Source organism: Maricaulis parjimensis (genome assembly GCF_016817355.1).
Taxonomy (GTDB): domain Bacteria; phylum Pseudomonadota; class Alphaproteobacteria; order Caulobacterales; family Maricaulaceae; genus Maricaulis; species Maricaulis parjimensis.
The window spans coordinates 95,131-114,344 of the sequence record NZ_JADOTT010000008.1; the positions used below are offsets into that span (position 1 = coordinate 95,131).

Annotated in this window: 23 protein-coding genes; all 23 read left to right on the plus strand. The window is 66.6% G+C overall.

The features are described from left to right. The first annotated feature begins 254 nt into the window (after positions 1-254). Positions 255-749 carry a hypothetical protein gene (locus I0K07_RS13305; protein ID WP_203294220.1) on the plus strand — a complete coding sequence of 165 codons (495 nt, stop codon included), beginning with the start codon at positions 255-257 and terminating at the stop codon, positions 747-749. Continuing rightward, complete coding sequence (locus tag I0K07_RS13310) at positions 727-1,956, plus strand: DNA-packaging protein (protein ID WP_203294315.1); 1,230 nt, start codon at positions 727-729, stop codon at positions 1,954-1,956. Before I0K07_RS13305 ends, I0K07_RS13310 begins: the two co-directional genes overlap by 23 nt. An 18-nt stretch (positions 1,957-1,974) precedes the next feature. Further along, positions 1,975-3,015 (plus strand): phage portal protein, encoded by a 1,041-nt coding sequence (locus I0K07_RS13315; RefSeq protein ID WP_203294222.1) that lies wholly within the window; start codon positions 1,975-1,977, stop codon positions 3,013-3,015. Next, complete coding sequence (locus tag I0K07_RS13320) at positions 3,012-3,251, plus strand: hypothetical protein (protein WP_203294224.1); 240 nt, start codon at positions 3,012-3,014, stop codon at positions 3,249-3,251. Before I0K07_RS13315 ends, I0K07_RS13320 begins: the two co-directional genes overlap by 4 nt. 181 nt (positions 3,252-3,432) lie before the next feature. Beyond that, positions 3,433-3,861, plus strand: coding sequence for an HK97 family phage prohead protease (locus I0K07_RS13325; RefSeq protein ID WP_203294226.1), 429 nt, complete (start codon positions 3,433-3,435; stop codon positions 3,859-3,861). A 28-nt stretch (positions 3,862-3,889) separates the two neighbouring features. Beyond that, a complete protein-coding gene (locus I0K07_RS13330; RefSeq protein WP_203294228.1) occupies positions 3,890-5,107 on the plus strand; it encodes a phage major capsid protein in 1,218 nt (405 codons plus the stop codon). A 134-nt stretch (positions 5,108-5,241) separates the two neighbouring features. Beyond that, on the plus strand, positions 5,242-5,826 hold the full coding sequence (locus I0K07_RS13335) for a head-tail connector protein (protein WP_203294229.1): 585 nt from the start codon (positions 5,242-5,244) through the stop codon (positions 5,824-5,826). Beyond that, positions 5,823-6,230, plus strand: a complete 408-nt coding sequence (locus tag I0K07_RS13340) for a tail completion protein gp17 (RefSeq protein WP_203294231.1) — start codon at positions 5,823-5,825, stop codon at positions 6,228-6,230. Before I0K07_RS13335 ends, I0K07_RS13340 begins: the two co-directional genes overlap by 4 nt. 23 nt (positions 6,231-6,253) lie before the next feature. After that, entirely contained in the window at positions 6,254-6,670 is a 417-nt protein-coding gene (locus I0K07_RS13345; RefSeq protein ID WP_203294233.1) for a phage major tail protein, TP901-1 family, read from the plus strand. Further along, positions 6,670-6,936: a hypothetical protein gene (locus I0K07_RS13350; RefSeq protein WP_203294235.1), complete on the plus strand. Its 267-nt coding sequence runs from the start codon at positions 6,670-6,672 to the stop codon at positions 6,934-6,936. Before I0K07_RS13345 ends, I0K07_RS13350 begins: the two co-directional genes overlap by 1 nt. Continuing rightward, positions 6,933-7,121 carry a phage tail assembly chaperone gene (locus I0K07_RS13355; RefSeq protein ID WP_203294237.1) on the plus strand — a complete coding sequence of 63 codons (189 nt, stop codon included), beginning with the start codon at positions 6,933-6,935 and terminating at the stop codon, positions 7,119-7,121. The genes I0K07_RS13350 and I0K07_RS13355 overlap by 4 nt, the downstream gene beginning before the upstream one ends. Further along, positions 7,102-7,605, plus strand: coding sequence for a phage tail tape measure C-terminal domain-containing protein (locus tag I0K07_RS13360; RefSeq protein ID WP_203294239.1), 504 nt, complete (start codon positions 7,102-7,104; stop codon positions 7,603-7,605). Before I0K07_RS13355 ends, I0K07_RS13360 begins: the two co-directional genes overlap by 20 nt. After that, positions 7,602-8,222, plus strand: coding sequence for a DUF2460 domain-containing protein (locus I0K07_RS13365; protein WP_203294241.1), 621 nt, complete (start codon positions 7,602-7,604; stop codon positions 8,220-8,222). Before I0K07_RS13360 ends, I0K07_RS13365 begins: the two co-directional genes overlap by 4 nt. 27 nt (positions 8,223-8,249) lie before the next feature. Continuing rightward, positions 8,250-8,912, plus strand: coding sequence for a DUF2163 domain-containing protein (locus I0K07_RS13370; RefSeq protein ID WP_203294243.1), 663 nt, complete (start codon positions 8,250-8,252; stop codon positions 8,910-8,912). Next, the gene (locus tag I0K07_RS13375; RefSeq protein WP_203294245.1) at positions 8,909-9,379 is read left to right on the plus strand and encodes an NlpC/P60 family protein; all 471 of its coding nucleotides are present in this window, start codon (positions 8,909-8,911) and stop codon (positions 9,377-9,379) included. The genes I0K07_RS13370 and I0K07_RS13375 overlap by 4 nt, the downstream gene beginning before the upstream one ends. Beyond that, positions 9,361-13,149 (plus strand): baseplate multidomain protein megatron, encoded by a 3,789-nt coding sequence (locus I0K07_RS13380; protein WP_203294247.1) that lies wholly within the window; start codon positions 9,361-9,363, stop codon positions 13,147-13,149. The genes I0K07_RS13375 and I0K07_RS13380 overlap by 19 nt, the downstream gene beginning before the upstream one ends. A 78-nt stretch (positions 13,150-13,227) precedes the next feature. Further along, positions 13,228-14,142 (plus strand): DnaJ C-terminal domain-containing protein, encoded by a 915-nt coding sequence (locus I0K07_RS13385; protein WP_203294249.1) that lies wholly within the window; start codon positions 13,228-13,230, stop codon positions 14,140-14,142. Between the two features lie 63 nt (positions 14,143-14,205). After that, a complete protein-coding gene (locus I0K07_RS13390; RefSeq protein ID WP_203294251.1) occupies positions 14,206-14,550 on the plus strand; it encodes a PepSY domain-containing protein in 345 nt (114 codons plus the stop codon). A gap of 9 nt (positions 14,551-14,559) precedes the next feature. Then, the gene (locus tag I0K07_RS13395) at positions 14,560-15,237 is read left to right on the plus strand and encodes a response regulator transcription factor (protein ID WP_203294253.1); all 678 of its coding nucleotides are present in this window, start codon (positions 14,560-14,562) and stop codon (positions 15,235-15,237) included. Then, a complete protein-coding gene (locus I0K07_RS13400) occupies positions 15,234-16,619 on the plus strand; it encodes an ATP-binding protein (RefSeq protein ID WP_338041067.1) in 1,386 nt (461 codons plus the stop codon). Before I0K07_RS13395 ends, I0K07_RS13400 begins: the two co-directional genes overlap by 4 nt. Positions 16,620-16,755: 136 nt before the next feature. Beyond that, a complete protein-coding gene (locus I0K07_RS13405; RefSeq protein WP_203294255.1) occupies positions 16,756-18,045 on the plus strand; it encodes a hypothetical protein in 1,290 nt (429 codons plus the stop codon). A 57-nt stretch (positions 18,046-18,102) separates the two neighbouring features. Beyond that, positions 18,103-18,762 carry a DUF938 domain-containing protein gene (locus I0K07_RS13410; RefSeq protein ID WP_203294257.1) on the plus strand — a complete coding sequence of 220 codons (660 nt, stop codon included), beginning with the start codon at positions 18,103-18,105 and terminating at the stop codon, positions 18,760-18,762. Then, positions 18,762-19,211, plus strand: a complete 450-nt coding sequence (gene ccmE, locus I0K07_RS13415; RefSeq protein ID WP_238934859.1) for a cytochrome c maturation protein CcmE — start codon at positions 18,762-18,764, stop codon at positions 19,209-19,211. The genes I0K07_RS13410 and ccmE overlap by 1 nt, the downstream gene beginning before the upstream one ends. Positions 19,212-19,214 lie beyond the last annotated feature (3 nt).

Genomic DNA, 19,214 nt, shown 5'->3' on the forward strand with positions numbered 1-19,214 from the left:
GCGAGGATGATCCTGAGCTCGTACGTTCCATTTTTCCCGGACGCGCGGCAGCGCGTTCCGGGATCGGCTTTCATCTCACCGCTTGAAGAAATCGGTCGGTTGGCCCCGGAACTTCGTCCGGGGAAAATGCTTATTGGGGGGATAGTTTAGCGCTTGTCCTCCTGGTCGCCGAAAACTTCTCCAATCTCCCCAATCCCTTCCCGCAAACCCGCCACAAGAAATCCGACCGTCCCGGCGGGACGGTAGAGTTGGGCATGGTCGGAAAAGAGCGAAAGAGGCGGCCCTCGGATGGTGAGTGGCTGCCCTGGTGGTTCCTCTCCCAAGCGGGATGGAGCGACAAGGAGATAGCGGAGCTTCGCGGCATGGAAGTGCCCTCGGTCCGCAATCGGTTGAAGGCATTTCCAAACTTGCCGGTGGCGCGGCTGTTTGCCGAGGAGGTGAATAAGCTCTGCCAGGGCGTGCAGGGGCTCATTCTCCTCGGCCGGATGGACGAGGTGGAAGAGGCGTTCGCGAAGCTGGAATGGCTCGACAAGGTGAGACGCAAACAGGAGGCGCTCGTGGACAGCAATGAGATCAAGGCGCTGCCGGCTCCGTCCGGGGACGTGCAGGAGGGTGAGAGTGCAGCCGAAGAAGAAGCCAGACTCAGAGCTGAAATCCTCGACCGAATTGAGCGTCAGGCAGTTCGCTTTGGATTTGAAGAAGAACTTCGCGCCCTTGACGCTGGAGATGTTGAGAGAGGCCAGGGCTGACTTCCTTCTGGAAACGGCGGACGCCCAATTCGCCCCGCCCGACCCCGACTGGCTGATCTGGCTCTTCCTCGGTGGGCGTGGGGCCGGGAAGACGCGGGCCGGGGCTGAGTGGGTGCGCTTGCAGGTGGCGGCCGGGGTGGGGCGGATCGCGCTGGTCGGGCCGACTTTCAATGATGTGCGTGAGGTGATGATCGAGGGGCCGTCCGGGCTGATGGCGGTGGGGCCGGCGAGTGAGCGGCCGCGCTACGAGGCGACACGGAAGCGGCTGGTCTGGGAAAGCGGAGCGGTCGCCTATGCGTTTTCGGCAGAGGATCCGGACGGGTTGCGCGGGCCGCAATTCGAGCGGGCCTGGGGGGATGAGTTTGCCGCCTGGGCAAAACCGCAGGCGACGTTGGACATGTTGCGCATGGGGCTGCGGCTGGGCGATCGGCCGCGCCTGATGCTGAGCACGACACCGCGGCCGATCCCGGCGCTCAAAGCGCTGGTGAAGGCGAAGGGCGTGGTGACCACGCACCAGCCGACCGAAGCGAATGCGAGAAATCTGGCGCCGGGCTTTCTGGCAGCGATGCAGGCGGCCTATGGCGGGTCGACGCTGGGACGTCAGGAGATTGAGGGCCTGTTGATCGATGATCCGCCGGGGGCGTTGTGGACGCGCTCGCAGGTGGAGGGGGCGCGCTGTGACAGCGTGCCGGAGCTGGACCGGATCGTGGTGGCGGTGGACCCGCCGGCGACGGGCGGGCCGCGTTCGGACGAATGCGGGATTGTGGTGGCCGGGGCCTGTGGCGAAGGCGTGCAGCGGCGCGGCTATGTACTGGCGGATTTGTCCTTCGGGCCGGCCTTGCCCGCGGACTGGGCGGCGCGGGTGGCGAACGGGTTTGAACAATACGAGGCCGATGCGGTGATCGCAGAGGCCAATCAGGGCGGGGAGATGGTGCGTTCTGTCCTCAAGGCGGCCGATGCCGGTCTGCCGGTGACCTTGGTGCGGGCCAGTCGCGGCAAGCAGACGCGGGCCGAACCGGTGGCGGCGCTCTATGCGGCGGGCCGGGTGCGGCATGCCGGGGGTTTTGCGGCGCTGGAAGACCAGATGTGTGCCTTCGGCGCGCCAGACGCGCCGGGCGGCAGTCCGGACCGGGTGGATGCCCTGGTCTGGGCACTGAGTGCGCTGATGCTGGGCGCGAAAGGCGCGCCGCGATTGCGGCGTCTTTGACATCAACAGGAGCAGACGATGGCGAATTGGCTCTCCCGCCTCACGGGCGGGGACAGGAAATCTGTGTCCGCGAGCCGGCTGGCCTCGCTGGCTGGCGGCGGATTGCCGGGTTGGGTGCCGCGGGCGCTGCCGGTGCAGATGCAGGCGGGTTATGGGCGCAATGCGATTGCCAATCGCTGTGTGCGCCTGGTGGCGGAAGCGGCGGCCTCGCTGGGGTTTCAGGCTTCGGATACAGCCGCGCAGCGTCTGCTGGAGCGGCCTAATGCGGAGCAGTCCGGCGCGGAATTGTGGGAGGGCGTGTATGGCTTCCTGCAGCTGGCGGGCAATGCCTATCTGGAACTCTCCAGCCTGGAGGGCGAGCCGCGCGAACTGTTTGGACTGCGGCCGGACCGGATGCGAGTGCTGGCGGACCGGACGGGCTGGCCGGCGGGGTGGGAATATTCCGCGGCGGGCAGTGTGCGGCGCTTCGAGCGGGACCGGGCGAGCGGGCGCTCGCCGGTGTTTCATCTCAAACTGTTTCACCCCGGCGATGATCATTACGGATTGTCGCCGCTGGAGCCGGCGGGACGGGCGCTGGATCTGCACACGGCCTCGGCGGACTGGGCGCGGGCGCTGATTTCCAATGCGGCGCGGCCCTCGGGGGCTTTGGTGTTCAACGGGGCGGACGGGCATCTGACCGAGGACCAGTTCGACCGGCTCAAGGCGGAACTGACCGGGGCGCATACCGGACCGGACAATGCCGGGCGGCCGCTGCTGCTGGAAGGCGGGCTGGACTGGAAGCCCATGGCGCTGAGCCCGGCGGAGATGGATTTCATCGCGGCGAGGCGGGAGGCGGCGCGCGAGATCGCGCTGGCCTTTGGTGTGCCGCCGCTGCTGCTGGGCCTGCCCGGCGACAATACCTACGCCAACTACAAGGAGGCCAACCAGGCCTTCTGGACCCAGACGGTCGAGCCGCTGGCGCGCAAGGCGGCGCGGGCGCTGGAGGTTTGGCTGGCGCCTTGGTTCGGGGCGGATCTGAAAGTCTTGGTGGAGCCGCGCAAGACGGGGGAGAGGGCATGATGGTGACGAATGGATGGACTCTGCAGCGTCAGGTCACGCTGGGCGTGCTGCTGGCGATCGTGCTGCAGACCTCCGGCGCGCTGATCTGGTCCGGCCGGGTGAGCGAACGGCTGGACCAGCTGGAACGGATGGATGACCGGCAGGGGCCGCTGGCGGAGCGGCTGGCGAGCCTGGAAGCGGAGATGCGCCTGGCCCGCGAGAGCCTGGTACGGATCGAGCGGCGGATGGAGGAATAGTGCCGGCTACCCCGCTTCACCCTTTCCTCCCCATGCCATGGGGAGGTGTCCGGCGTATGCCGGGCGGAGGGGCCGGCGGAGCCGGAAATCGGCGCTTCGCGCCGCCCCATCGACCCGAGGCTTTGCCTCGGCCCACTTCCCCATGAAATGGGGAAGAAAACACACAAATCACGAGGCGAACATGGCCCGGAGCATTGCGATTGCGGGGCATGCCTCGCTGTTTGGATTGGCGGATCTGTCGGGCGATGTGGTGCATCGCGGGGCGTTTGTGCGGGCGCTGGCGGCGGGGGCGCGGGTGCCCATGCTGTTCCAGCATGACCCGGCCGAGCCGGTGGGCGTCTGGCACACGCTGAAAGAGGATGGGCGCGGGCTCTTCGTGGCGGGGGAGATCCTCACCAATGGGCCGCGCGGGCGGACGGCGGCGGGGCTGGTGGAGCGGGGCGCGGTGAACGGGCTCTCTATCGGGTTTCGCACGCGGCAATCGCGGCCCCGGCGTCCGAAAGGGCGCGATCTGTTCGATCTCGATCTTTGGGAAGTGTCGATCGTGACCTTCCCCATGCTGCCGCAGGCGCGGCTGCACCGGGTTGGCCCGCAGGACCGGGCGGCCTGATTTTTCCTGGAAAGCTGAAAGGATGAGCATGAGCAAGGAAACCAAGATGAGCCCGGTCTCCGCGGAGACGCGTGTGGCGCTGGGCGAGGTGATGGCGGCCTTCGAGGCGTTCAAGCAGACCAATGATGCGCGGCTGGACGAGCTGGCTGGCAAGGGCGCGGCGGATGTCGTGCTGGAGGAAAAGCTGCAGCGGATCGATCAGGATCTGGTGCAGCAGAAATCCGTGCTCGACCGGCTGCTGCTGGACGGTGCACGCCCGGCGCTGGGCGGTGGATCACTGGCGCCGGAACGCACGGCCTGGTCGGACTATATGCGCCGGGGCGTGACCCAGGGGCTCAATGAGGCGAAGGCGGCCAGTGCGGGCTCGGACCCGGATGGCGGCTATGTCGTGCCGGCGGAGACGGAGGCGCGGATCGACCGTCTGCTGAGCGAGGCCTCGCCGATCCGCTCCATCGCGACGGTGAAACGGGTCTCCGCTCCGGTCTTCCGCAAACCGGTCTCTCGCGGCGGGGCGGCCTCGGGCTGGGTGAGTGAGACGGCGGCGCGTCCGGAAACGGACAGTCCGAGCCTGGACCTGCTGGATTTCCCGACCGCGGAAATCTACGCCATGCCGGCCGCGACGCAGCAATTGCTGGATGATGCCATGGTGGATGTCGATGCCTGGCTGGCCGAGGAAGTGCGTGATGTTTTCGCCGTTCAGGAAGGGGCGGCCTTTGTGGCCGGGGACGGTACAGGCAAGCCGCGCGGCTTCCTGGACTATACCCGCGCCGCCGAGGGCAATCAGGCCTGGGGTGAGCTGGGCTATGTGGCCACGGGCACGGCCGGCGGTTTCGATGCGGATGACCCCGCTGATGCGCTGATCGATCTCATCTATGCGCCCAAGACCGGCTATCGCGCCAATGGACGTTTCGTGATGAACCGGCAGACCGTCTCCGCCGTGCGCCGCTTCAAGGATGCGGACGGGAATTATCTCTGGCAGCCCTCGCTGAGTGAGGGCGGGTCTTCCACCCTGCTGGGCTATCCGGTGACCGAGGCGGAGGACATGCCCGATATCGGTGCCGATGCCTGCGCGATCGCGTTCGGGGATTTCGCCAAGGGCTATCTCGTGCTGGACCGCCAGGGCGTGGACGTGCTGCGCGATCCCTTCTCCGCGAAACCCTATGTCCTCTTCTACACGACCAAGCGTGTCGGCGGCGGCGTGCAGGATTTCGACGCGATCAAGCTTCTGAAGTTCGGGGCGAGCTAAGGGGTTTTCCATCCCCTCCAACCGTCATTCCGGCGAAGGCCGGAACCCAGTCGGGCCGCCGGTCTGGGTCCTGACTTTCGTCAGGATGACGGTGAGGTGGGCGGTTTTCAGATGACTTCACGGAGGCGCAGACCATGTCCCTCACACTCCTTACTCCGCCTGCGGCGGAACCGGTCTCCGTGGCCGAGGCGAAGGCCCGGTTGCGGGTGGCCGGTGATGCCGAGGATTCGGCGATCAATCATTGGATACAAAGCGCCAGAGAGCGCGTCGAGCGGGATACGGGGCGGGCTTGTCTCGCCCAGACCTGGATTGAACGGCGTGATGGCTGGGCCGGGGATGGGCGGCTGTGTGCTTTCGGGACGCAGCTGAGACTGCTCAAACCGCCCCTGATCGCCGTGGAGGCGGTCACGATTTACGACGCAGAGGATGCGCCGTCGGAGATCGATCCGGCGGCGTTTTTCGTGGACACGCTGTCGGATCCGGGACGGCTGGTATTGCGGCCGGGTGAGAGCTGGCCGGAGCCGGGACGTGTGGCGGGCGGGATCGAGATCCGGTTTCGCTGCGGTTATGGCGAAACGGCGGCGGACGTGCCGGCAGCTTTGCGCGAGGCGATCCTGCAGCTGGTGCTGGCGCAGGCGCGGGGATCGGACGGGTTGAAGGACGGGCTGCCGCCGGTGGCGGCGAGCCTGCTGGCGCCTTTCCGCCGGGTGTCGCTGTGAGCGGGCCGGGCGACGCGCTGAAGACGGCGCTGGAAACGGTGTTGCGCTCGGATGCGGGCGTCACGGCCCAGCTGGGCGTGCCCTTGCGGATCTTTCCGGAGCGCTCGCACCAGGCGGGCTATCCGCATGCCAGCTGGGGCCGGGCGCAGGTGCGTGACCGCGGCGCGTCCGGTGTTCTGCTGCTGGATTATCGCCAGACGCTGGACATCTGGCTGCGCGATGGCGTGGCGCTGGATCTGGTGGATGCGGTGCGCGTGGCACTGACCGGGGTGAAGCCGGAGCTGGCGGCGCCCTGGCGCCTGGTCAGCCTGGCCCCGGCCTATGCCGATCTTTTCACCACTACCCATAGCCGCGTCCGGCGCGGCCTGGTGCGTGTGCACGCGCTGATCGCGCGGGATGACTGAAGCTTCCAGACAAGGAGACAATCATGGCCCCTCAAGCGGGACGGGATTTGCTGGTGCGGATCGGGGAGGGCGGGGAGCCGCCGGTCTTCACCGCGATGGCGGGTCTGCGGATCAAGACGTTCGCGCTCAATGCCAAGACGGTGGATGTCACGACGGCGGACTCGGTGGAGGGCTGGCGTGAGCTGCTGGCCGGAGCGGGGGTGAAGACCTGTTCGGTGTCCGGCACGGGCGTGTTCGTCAGTGCGGCGGCGGATGCGCGGGTGCGCCAGGCCTTTTTCGACCAGTCGGCGCAGGACTGGCAGCTGGTCATCCCTGGTTTCGGCACGCTGACCGGGCCCTTCATCCTAGCTTCGCTGGACTATGCCGGCCGGCATGATCGCGAGGCGAGTTGGTCGCTTTCCCTGGCCTCGGCCGGGGCGATCGTGTTCGAGGCGGTCTGATGGCCAATCCGCAACGCGGCGAGATTGTCCGCGCACTGGGCGGGCAGAGCGTGACGCTGTGCCTGACCCTGGGAGCGCTGGCCGAGGTGGAGGCGATCTGCCCGCGCGGCGAGCGCCTGACGGCAGCGCGGCTGCTGGCGGTGCTGGCGGCCCTGGTGCGCGGCGGCGGGGATGCGGAACTTGCCGGACGGCTGGGTGAGCTGGCGATCGCGCCGGATGCGGCGGCGGAGGCGGTCGCGGCCTGTTTTGAAGCGGGGACATCATGAATTGGGCTGAGGGTTTGAAGGCCGCGATGGCGCGCGGCCTGCCGCCGGACGCGTTCTGGCGCACGAGTTTGAAGGAATGGCGGGCGCTGATGGCGCCGGGCCGGATCGAGGCGATGAGCCGGGCGGAGCTTCAGGCCCTGCTGGCGGAAATCGCGGGAGGACCGCATGACCGAAGACGAGATTGAGGCGACTGGCGAGGCGCTGGAGGCGCTGGCCGAGGGGCCGGCACAACGGGCGGCGGAGGCCATCGAGGGCGTGTTTGAGCGGACCGGCCGCTCCATCGAGGACAATCTGGAACGCGCGGCGCGACAAGGCGAAGCGAGCTTTGCCCGGCTGACCGAGAGCATTCTGCGCGATCTGGCGCGGCTGGCGGCCGAGCAGCTGATCGCCAAACCGCTGGACGGGTTCCTGGCCAGTGCCCTGGACGGGTTGGATTTTGCCGGGGGCCGGGCCGAGGGCGGTCCGGTGATGGCGGGCCAGTCCTATTGGGTGGGCGAGCGCGGCCCGGAACTCTTCACACCGCAGCAAAACGGGCAGATCGGTGAGGGGGTTGGCGCGCCGATCACCGTGAATGTGAACCTGGCATCGGGCGGGGGTGCGCCGGTGAGCGAGGCGGCGATTTCACGCGCCGTGGCGCAGGCCGTGCGGCGGGCGGAGCGCTGGTCATGAACGCATTTCACGAAATCCGCTTTCCCTTTGCCCTGGCACTGGGGGCGAGCGGCGGGCCGCAGAGGCGGACCGAGATCACCACGCTGGTCTCCGGCCGCGAGGCGCGGAATACGCCCCATGCCGACAGCCGGCGGCGCTGGGATGCGGGGCCGGGACTGAAATCGCTGGATGATGTCGACACGCTGCTGGCCTTCTTCGAAGCGCGGCGCGGGGCGCTTCACGGTTTCAGGTTTCGCGACCCGCTGGACAATCGCTCCTGCAAACCCTCGCAGGCACCGCAGTCGACGGATCAAGTCCTGGGCACAGGCGATGGCGTGGCCACCCAGTTCCAGCTGGTCAAACACTATGAAAGCGGCGGTGAGCGCTGGACGCGGACGATCCACAAACCGGTGGACGGTTCGGTCGTGGTCGCCGTGGACGGGGTGGAGGCGGCTTTCTCCATCGACCTGACGACGGGGCTTGTGACGCTGGATGCTGTGCCAAGCGCGGGGGCGGTCGTGACCGCGGGCTTTGCCTTTGACTGTCCGGTGCGGTTCGAAACGGACCGGCTGGATATTGCGCTGGATGCAATCGGCGCGGGGCGGGCGCACGTGCCGCTGATCGAACTCATTCTCTGATCCAAACTTTGGCAAAAGGAGGCGGCGATGCTGAGCCTTCCCGAACCGCTGGCAGCGAGCCTGGCCAGTGGGGTGACGACGCTGTGTGCCTGTTGGCGGGTGACGCGGCGTGATGGGGTCGTGTTCGGATTTACCGGGCATGACCATGATCTGGACTTCGACACTCTCGTCTGGCGCGCGGGCAGCGGGCTGGGCGGGGCGGCGGCGGACCGGGAGGCGGGCCTGTCCATCGCCCAGGGCGAACTGGCCGGCGTGCTGGATGATGCGGTCATCCGTGAGGCCGATATCGAGGCCGGTCTGTGGGCCGGCGCGAAGCTGGAACGCTTTCAGGTCGATTGGCAGGCCCCGGAAAACCGGGTGAAGACCGCAACGGGCTATCTGGGCGAGATCCGCCGCAAGGATGGAAGGTTCGAGGCGGAGCTTCTGGGGCTCAGTCACAAGCTGGACCGCGTGACCGGGCGGGTATTTGCGCGGCGGTGTGATGCCGTGCTGGGTGATGCGCGTTGCGGCGTGGATGAGGGGCATCCGGACTTTGCGCTGGGCTGTGACCAATCCTTTGCGACCTGCCGGGAGCGGTTTGCCAATACGCTGAACTTCCGCGGCTTCCCCTTCATGGTGGGCAATGATGTGCTGCAGCGTTCGGCCGGTGAGGAGCGGGTGCGCGATGGCGCATCGCGGGGGCTGTCATGAAGGCGCGCGGCGCGGTTCTGCGCGAGGCGCGGCGCTGGATCGCGACACCCTATCGCCACCAGGCCAGCTGCCGCGGTGCCGGGTGTGATTGCCTGGGTCTGGTGCGGGGGATCTGGCGGGCGCTGTATGGCACGGAGCCGGAAAGCCTGCCGCCCTATACGCCGGACTGGGCGGAGATTGCCGGTGAGGAAACGCTGCGCGAGGCGGCAATGCGGCATCTGGTCGAGATTGAGCGCAGTGCGGCGCGGCCCGGTGATGTCCTGTTGTTCCGGCCGGAGTTGAAGGGGCCGGCCAAGCATTGCGCCATCCTGTCGGCGAAAGACCGGATCATCCACGCCTATTGGGGGCGTTCGGTGAGCGAGACGGCGCTGACCCCCTGGTGGCGCAAGCGATGTGTGGCGGCCTTCGCCTTTCCCGACCTTCCCAAACCCCAAAACAAGGAAACGGTATGGCTCAACTGGTCGTAACGGCGGGGCAGGCCGCCCTGAAAGGCGTGCAGCATGTCGGTCCGGCCCTGGCCCGGTTTGCGGCCGATACCGCGGTGGACGCCCTGTTCCGGGAGCGCCGGGACGGGCCGCGCCTGAGCGAGCTGGAGGTGCAGACCTCGACCGATGGTGCGCCGATGGCGCGGGTCTGGGGCCGGGCGCGGATCACCGGCCAGGTGATCTGGGCGGCGCGCTTTCGCGAGCAATTCGAGGATAGCGGGGGCGGCAAGGGCGGTCCGGCGCAGCGGGACTATGCCTATTCGCTCTCCTTTGCCGTGGGCCTGTGCGAGGGCGAGATTTCCGGGATCGGCCGGATCTGGGCGAACGGGTCGCTGCTGGACCAGTCGCGCTATCCGGTGCGGGTGCATCACGGGGCGCCGGACCAGGCACCGGATGCGCTGATCCAGACGATCGAGGGCGCGGACGCGCCGGGTTTTCGCGGCACGGCCTATGTTGTGCTGGAGGACTGGCCGCTGGAGGCTTTCGGCCAGCGCATTCCCAATCTGTCTTTCGAGGTCTTCCGCCAGAGCGGACAGGGCAGGATGGAAAGCCTGCTGCAAGGTGTGAATTTGATCCCGGGAACAGGCGAGTTTGCCTATGCCGACACGGTCGTCATGCGGGTGCAGGGCGAAGGCGAGGAGGTGGCGGAGAATGTCCATAACGGGCGCGGCCTGCCAGATCTGGTCGCGGCGCTGGATGACCTGGAGCGCGATCTGCCGGAATGCCGCTCAGTGCAGCTGGTGGTGGCCTGGTTCGGGGATGATCTGCGCTGTGGAGACTGTTCGATCCGGCCCTGCGTGGAGACGGCGGACAAGGTGACGCGGCCTGCGGTCTGGTCTGTGGCCGGGCTGGATCGCGGGACAGCCCGGCTGGTGAGCCAGGTGGAGGGGCGCCCGGCCTATGGCGGCACGCCGGATGATGCCAGCGTGATCGCCGCGATCCGCCAGCTCAAGGCGCGCGGTTTTGCCGTGACGCTTTATCCCTTCATCCTGATGGATATTCCGGCGGGCAATGGCCTGCCCGACCCCTATGGCGGTGCGGAACAGGCGGCCCACCCCTGGCGCGGACGGGTGAGCTGCCATCCGGCGCGGGATCAGGCGGGATCGGTGGATGGAACAGCGGCGGCGGCTGCGCAGGTGTCAGCCTTTTTCGGGACGGTTTCGGCGTCGGATTTTTCGGTGAGCGGGGACACGGTGAGCTATGCGGGGCCGGCGGAATGGTCCTGCCGCCGTTTCATCCTGCACCAGGCCGCGCTGGCCCAGGCCGCCGGAGGTGTGGACGGTTTCCTGATCGGATCGGAAATGGTCGGGCTGACGACGGTCAGCGATGAAACGGGCGGGCATCCGGCAGTGACGGCGCTGTGCGATCTGGCCGGGGAGGCGCGCAGCCTTCTGGGGCCGGACACACGGCTCTCCTATGCCGCGGACTGGACGGAATATGGCGGCTATGCGCGGTCGGACGGGACACGGCGCTTTCACCTGGACTCGCTGTGGAGTCATCCGGAGATCGATGCCGTGGCCATCGACTGGTATGAGCCGCTGAGTGATTGGCGGGACGGGGCGGAGCATCTGGATGCGGCCCTCTGGGCCTCGCCATACGAGGCCGGCTATCTCGCCGCCGGGGTCGAGGGCGGGGAGGGTCATGACTGGTATTATGCCAGCGCGGCGGACCGGGAGACTCAGATCCGCACGCCGATCATGGACGGGGCCTATGGCGAGGCCTGGATCTGGCGGGTGAAGGATGTGCGGGCCTGGTGGTGCAATGCGCATCATGAGCGGATCGCCGGTGTGCGCCAGGAAGCGCCGACCAGCTGGGTGCCGGAGGGAAAGCCGCTCTGGTTCACCGAGATCGGCTGTCCGGCAATCGACAAGGGGGCGAACCAGCCCAATCTCTTTTCCGATCCCAAGAGCGCGGAGAGCGGCTGGCCGCATTTTTCGGACGGGACGCGCGATGACCTGATCCAGCGGCGTGCGCTGGAAGCCTGGCTGACGCACTGGTCCGACCCTGCCAAGAATCCGGTGTCGTCTGTCTATGGCACGCCGATGGTGGATGTGTCGCTGATGCATGCCTGGGCCTGGGATGCCCGTCCCTTTCCGGCCTTTCCCGGTCGCAGCGATATCTGGTCGGACGGGGAGAATTGGCGGCGCGGGCATTGGCTCAATGGCCGGGCCGGGCAGGTCCTGCTGGCGGATCTGGTGACGGAGCTGGCAGAGGCGGCCGGCCTGGATGCGGTGGATGTGTCGCGGCTGGATGATGTGGTCACGGGTTATTGGCTGGACCGGCCGATGAGTGCGCGGGCGGCGCTGGAACCGCTGGTCTCGGTGCTGGGGATGGGGGTGCATGAGCGGGCCGATGCGGTGCATGTCGTTTCGGCCGGTGCGCATGTGGACAGTCTCGCACTGGCGGAGCCGGCCTTTGACGGGGAGGCTGTGTGGACGATCCATGATCCGGCCCTCGCCGAATTGCCGGACGATGTCCGTCTGTATTTCTCCGATGACATGGCGGACTACCGGCCTGGCCTGGCGCAAGCCGTGGAGGCTTTCGGAACGGTGCGCAGTGAAGCCCTGTCGGTGAACCTCATTGCCGACCCGGATCTGGCGCGGCGCTGGTGCCGGGCGCGCCTGGACGACATCCATGCGCGCGCTTCCAGCCTGACGCTGAGCGTGCCGCCACTGGCGCTGGGCCTGGAGAGCGGGGACGGGCTGAGTGTGGATGGGCGATCCGGTGTTGTGGAGCTGCGCCAAGGTGATCTGGCCGGGCGGGTGCGCTTGCGTCCGCCATCGGGACGCCGGCTGATCCGGGTGGGCAGCGAGGCGCAGGATGGCGCGGACGGGCCGCGTCCTCCGGTACGTCCGGTCCTGGTGGTGATGGACAGTGCGCTGGGGGATGGAGGCGGTCCCCTGCTGGCTGCACGCGTGCAGGACTGGCCGGGGGCGCTGGACGTGCATGCCAATGGGCAATGGCGGACGCGGATCGAGCGGATGTCGGGGCTGGGGTCTTTGACGGCAGCGCTTGCGGCGGGTCCGGTCGGGTATTGGGATGAGGCGGGCGTGCTGGAGCTGGAATTGCCCGGTTTCACCCTGGCCAGCCGGACGCGGCTGGATGTGATCAATGGTGCCAACCGGCTGGTCGTACAGCAGGCGGATGGGGATTGGGAAATCCTGGGCTTTGCGGAGGCGGAGCTGATCGGGGTGAATCGTTTCCGGCTGACGGGATTGCTGCGGGGGCTGGCGGGCTCTCCCATTGCGGCGGTCGAGGCCGGGGCGCGGGTGGTGTGGCTGACCGAGGCGCTGACAGTGCTGCCGCTGGAGGCGCACGAGGTTGGAGAAGCGCTGACCGTGAGCGCTGTGGCGGCGGGCTGGCCGGTGGAGAGCGGTCAGGCGGTGGCCGTGGATCATGTCCATCGGCAAAGGGCGCTGTGGCCGCTGCCGGTCGTGCATGTTCGCGCAGACTGGCGCGACGGGGAGTTGCGGATCCGCTGGATCCGGCAGACGCGGACGGGCGGCGATGACTGGGGTGCACCGGATGTGCCGCTGGGCGAGGCCGCGGAGGCTTACCGGATTGCCCTACTGGATGGGGAGAGCCGGGTTCTGGAATGCGAGGCTGGCACGCCGGAACGGGTCCTCACAGAGGCCGAACTGGTATCGGTTTTCGGGAGTGTGCCGGAGGCGGTGACGGTGGAGATTGCGCAGGTTTCGGCACGGACAGGGCCGGGGCGCGCGGTGCGCCGTGTGCTGACACTCCAGCCCTAGTCTGACGCCATGCTTTGCGAACCGGCCCGAAGCCGCTTACATGAGACGCATCATCACCGTTCTTGACCGGTATTTCGCATGGACGATCCCTACAAGACGCTGGGCGTCGAAAAGACGGCTTCTCAGGACGAGATCCGCAAGGCCTATCGCAAGCTGGCCAAGGAACTCCATCCCGACGCCAATCCCGGCAATGAAAAGGCCGAGGAGCGCTTCAAACACGTCTCCCAGGCCTTCAAACTCCTGTCCGATCCGGAAAAGCGGGCGGAGTATGACGCCGCCTCCCGTGCGGGCTTTGCCGGCATGGGGATGGGCGGGCCCGGTGGTCCGGGAGCGGGCGGTCGCGGACCGTTCAATTTTCGCCAGGGCCGCAACCGGTCCGGCTTTGATGATTTCGGCGATATCTTCTCCGATCTGTTCACCGATATGGGCGGCCAGCAGCAGCGGCACCAACCGCCGCCGCGCAAGGGCCAGGATGTGCGCCATTCCCTGACGCTGGACTTCATGGACGCGGCCAATGGCGGCAAGCACCGTGTCTCGCTGCCGGGGGGACGGACGCTGGACGTGGCGGTTCCGGCGGGCGCGGCGGATGGTCAGATCCTGCGACTGCGCGGGCAGGGCGAGCCCTCCCATGGTGGCGGCCGGGCCGGCGATGCCTTTATCGAGATCAAGGTGGCCGACCACAAGTATTTCGCCCGCGATGGCGAGAATGTGCGGCTGGAATTGCCGGTCACGGTGAAGGAAGCGGCGCTGGGCGCCAAGGTGCGCGTGCCGACGATTGATGGTCCGGTGGATTTGCAGATCCCGGCTGGATCCTCGTCCGGCACGCTGCTGCGGCTGCGTGGCCGCGGATTTGCGTCATCCAAGGGCAAGCGCGGTGATCAGCTGGTCCGATTGATGGTGGCCTTGCCGTCGAGCGACAAGGCGCTGGCGGAATTCCTGGAGAACTGGGCGCCGCCGAAGGGCTATGATCCCCGCAAGGGCATGCGGTCCTGATATGAATGTTTTGGTAGGATCTCGTTCAGCACGGGTTCAGGGGACGAGCGTAAATTGGGTTCCATGTTGAGACACCTGATCATAATTGCCGGCGCGTTCTGTGCCTTTGCGGTTCCCGCCGCGGCCGACGCGATGATGGCAGACAGCGCCACGGCGATGCAGACCCGCGACCCGCGGGACCGCTATACGCCGAGTGAGGCGCGGGACGCACGCCGCCAGGGCGATGTGGTCCCGGCCCTGCGCGTGATTTCCACCGTGCGCCAGCGCTATCCCGGCGCGGACGTGCTGGATGCGGAACTGGAGGGCGGCGCCTCGCCCCGTTACGTCATCAAGATCCTGACGCGCGACGGCCGCCGGGTGGATGTGGTTGCCGATGCCCGTACGGGGCAAATTCTCTACGAACGCTAGGGGGCTGACATGCGAGCACTCGTTGTTGAAGACGATCCGGACCTGAACCGCCAGCTGACGCGGGCGCTGGAAGATGCCGGTTATGCCGTGGACGGTGCCCTGGACGGGGAAGACGGTCACTTCATGGGGGATACGGAACCCTATGATGTCGTGGTCCTGGATCTCGGCCTGCCGAAAATGGATGGCGTGAGTGTCCTGGAACGCTGGCGTCAGGACGGGAAGGCTTTCCCGGTCCTGATCCTGACGGCCCGGGATCGCTGGTCGGAAAAAGTGGCCGGTTTTGATGCCGGTGCGGACGACTATCTGACCAAGCCCTTCCATACCGAGGAATTGCTGGCCCGCCTGCGCGCCCTGACCCGCCGCGCGGCCGGTCATACGACCTCGACGATTGAATGCGGGGATTTGTCGATCGATACGCGCGGCGCGCGGGTCTTCATCGATGGTGCACCGGTGAAGGTGACCTCGCACGAATTCCGCATGCTGTCCTATCTCGCCCACCATCAGGACCGGGTGATCTCGCGGACGGAACTGGTCGAGCATATCTACGACCAGGATTTTGACCGCGACAGCAATACGATCGAGGTTTTCGTGGGCCGTTTGCGCAAGAAGATCGGCAATGACCGGATCGAGACCGTGCGCGGCCTGGGCTATCGTCTGGTCGATCCGGAATCCCGCCCCGTCTCGTGAAGCAGCTGCGCTCGTCCCTGGCCTTCCGGCTGTTTGCCGGTGCCGCAGCCTGGGCCTTGGTCCTGCTGCTGCTGGGAGCGATCGCCCTGACCACGCTCTACCAGCGCTCCGTGCTGCGCACGATGGATGAGCGGCTGGAAAGCGTGGTCGATGCGCTGGTGGCGGCAGCGGAGACGGATCCGGCCGGGGATGTCGTGCTGGCGCGAAGGCCGTCCGACGTGGCCTATGGCCGGGTCTTCTCCGGCCGCTATTGGCAGATATTCGAAGACAATGAGACGGAAGCCGGCGGGGATGTCCTCGCCGTTTCGCGGTCCCTGTGGGACGAAACCCTGATCCCGCCGCCCGATATTGTCATGGCGGCGCATGATGCTCCGGGCACGCATTTCACCACTGATACCAAGGGCCCGTCCGGCGAACCGTTGCGGGTGACCGGCCAGGCCATCCAGCTGTCGGGGCAGACGGGGCTGATCATGGTGCTGGCCGCGGAGGACCGGCGTCCGGCGGACCGGGATGTGCGCAATTTCGCGATCCTGTCCGGCGTGATGTTCCTGGGTTTTGCCACAGCCATTGCAGCGGGTGTCTTCTTCCAGGTCCGGATTGGCCTGGCTCCGGTCCTGCGCATGCGGGACAGTGTAGCCGAAGTGCGCGAGGGCCATGCCCAGCGCGTCGACGGACAGTATCCCACAGAGCTGCAGCCGCTGGCCGATGAACTCAATGCCATGCTGGACCATTCCCGGGAGCTGGTGGAGCGCTCGCGCACCCATGTCGGCAATCTGGCCCATGCGCTGAAAACGCCGATTGCCGTGCTCAAGAATGAGGCGCATGGCCAGGACGGGGCCCTGGCGGACATGGTGGACAAGCAGACCTCCGTGATGACCAGCCAGGTGGAGCACCATCTGCGTCGCGCCCGGGCGGCCGCCCACGCCAAGGCAATCGGTGCCCGCACGGATGTCGCGCCAGTCGTGAAAGGACTGGCCCGCACGCTGGAGAAGATCAACCGGGCCAAAGGTCTGACCATCACGGCCGAGGCGCCGGAGACGCTCCGCTTCAAGGGCGAGGGCCAGGATCTGGATGAGATGGTCGGCAATCTGATGGATAATGCCTGCAAATGGGCCCGCTCCACAGTGCGTGTCTCGGCAGAGCGCACGGGCGAGCGTCAACTGACCATCATGATCGAGGATGACGGGCCGGGTCTGGACGAGCAGGAATGCGAAAGCGCGCTGAAGCGTGGTGTCCGTCTGGATGAACAGGCCCCCGGCTCGGGCCTGGGTCTGGCCATCGTCGGTGATCTGGCGCGGGCCTATGAGGGGGAGCTGACGCTCGGTCGATCTGCCCTGGGCGGTCTCAGCGCAAAGATTATGTTGCCAGCGACGATCCGGTAAAAAAATAATCTTTTAACCTTAGTTGGGGGATAGTCGAAACGGGCAAGAGTATACGTCTGAATAAATGGCCAAGATTTCGCAGTCGCAACTCGCAAAATTGGAAGCGCTGTGGCGCTCCATGTCCGCTGAAAAGCGGATGACTTTGCTTGCGACCGCCAAGGCCGCAAAAGATGCCGACCCTGCCTCAGCCCAATTATTTGAAATCATTTCCACTATAGATGCCGCAACACGCGAGCCGGCGGGCGAATTGGCCAAGCCCTATGTGCTGGCACCGCTGCGGCCCATGGTGGGCGACCCGGCGAAAGTCCCGCCTTCGCGTTTCCGCTTCACGCCCGAGGATTTGTCCAAGATCTGGGGGTGGATGGCGCGGCATCTTGCCAAGGACATGGTGGAGACCGCCAAGAAATGCCGCCAGCCTGAACCGGATCCGATCTGGTTTGAATTCCGGCGCACGGCCGGCAAGTCCCTGACCGATGCGATCCAGGCGGCTGAGCGCGTTCCCAAGGACATGACGGCGCTGCTGAAACGTTTCGGCGGTGGCGAGGCGAAGGGCATGCTGGTCGACGCGGCATCCCTGCTGACCTTTTCCGAAGAAATCAGCGCTTCGATGAAGACCCTGCCCGACAAGATACCGGAATTCGATCCGGACCTGGTCGAGCAGATCCGGGAAATGCACGAGAAACTGTCCGAGGAAACGCCGGAGGCTGCGCTCTGGGTGCTGCTGCTGACCATCGGACGGCTGGAACAGCCCTGGCAGATCTTCCGCGTCGTGGCGAAGATCGGCAATCGTGAGGACGACCTTGTTGTCTCCAAGACGGATCTGGCCGCTGTCGGTGATGCCATCCTCGCCGATACGGGCTTCTTTGCCGCCAAACTGAAAATGCCGCCGCAGACGCTGGAAGAAGCCAAGGTCAGCGCAAACCTGTTTGACCAGTTCGTGGCCCATTCGAGCGGAATGACGGCGGAATTCGGCATTCGCAAGGCCGGCCGCTGGGGCCAGGTCCTATTCTCGCTGCGCGCGGAAGCGTCCAGCAATGTCGAGAAGATCCTCAACAAGATTCCGCTGGCCCTGGATAGCGGCCTGCCGGAGCCGCGCCGCGGACGGTCCGGGCGGATCATCCCGGCGCAATTGCCCTCCGAAGCCAATATCGACCGGGCCGAGGGCCTGCTCTATTTCCTCAACCGGTGCCGCGAGCATACCAATGCGGCGGCCATTGCCTCTTCGCACAAACGGGTAATGGACATTGTTGAAAAGCGCATGGCCGAGGCGGGGGGCATGCTGGTGGATCTGGTGGCCTCGAGCGAGGGCCAGAACCGCACGACCGCCCAGGACGGGCTGGAAATCACGGCGCGTCTGCTGGATGCGGCCGGATTTGAAGAACAGGCCGGCCTGTTGCGTCGCCGGGGCCTGGCAGCCGCGGCATAGCGTCTCTCCCCGCGCTTGCACCTTGTCAGGCGGCGAGCGGAATTCTAAGTCCGGCCCATGACGAGTTCTGAACCGAACAAGACGATTGCGCTGGAACAGCGGGCCGAGGATGGCGGACGCCTGTTCTCGCCGTCCGCTGCCCGCAATCGCGCGGCCATCGCGGATGTTCTGGACGTGGTCCTGCCGCGCAATGCCCGTGTGCTGGAGATCGGGTCCGGCACGGGCGAGCACGCTGTGGCCGCCTGTGAGCAACGCACGGACATCTTCTGGCAGCCGTCTGATCCGGATGAAAGCTCGCGGGCCAGCCAGGCCGCCTGGGCCGATGCGGCTCAGGGCCGGATCGCACCACCGCTGGCGCTGGACCTGACGCAGGACGATTGGTGGGACGGCGTTCCCGCCTGTGACGCCCTTGTCTGCATGAATGTGATCCATATCTCGCCCTGGAAGGTCGCGCAGAACCTGGCGGCCGGTGGTGCTGCCCTGCTGCAGCCGGGCCAGCGTGTGTTCCTCTATGGCCCCTACAAGGAGGGCAGGAAGACTGCGCCGTCCAATCTGGATTTCGATGCGTCCCTGCAGTCCCGCAATCCCGATTGGGGTGTGCGGGAGCTGGACTCCGTGATCGCCCTGTTCGAGGCCGCCGGCTTTGTGCTGGAGCGCCGGATCGACATGCCGGCCAATAATCTCTCGCTCGTCTTTGAAAAAGCGGGGAGCGTCTGATGCGCCATCGTAACCGCCGCCTGGCCACCATCGCCCTGGCCGGTATCGTCCTGATCGCCGCTGTCGGGCTGGGCCTGACCGCCATGCGCGGCGCCATCGTCTATTTCTATTCGCCCAGTGAAGTCCTGGCGGAACACCCGGGCACGGAAGACCGGGTCCGGGTTGGCGGACTGGTTGAGGAAGGCTCTGTCGCCGACCATGAGGAAGGCGGCGTCACCTTCACCATTACGGACGGGCTGGCCGAGGTGGATGTGCGCTATGCCGGTATCCTCCCGGACCTTTTCCGCGAAGGGCAGGGCGTTATCGTGCAGGGCCGGTTCGATGCCAGCGGCCCCTTGGTGGCCGAGACTGTGCTCGCCAAGCATGACGAGACCTATATGCCGCCGGAAGTGGCCGAGGCGCTGCGTGAATCGGGCGTCTGGCAGGGCGAGACACCGGATAGTGAATAGGGC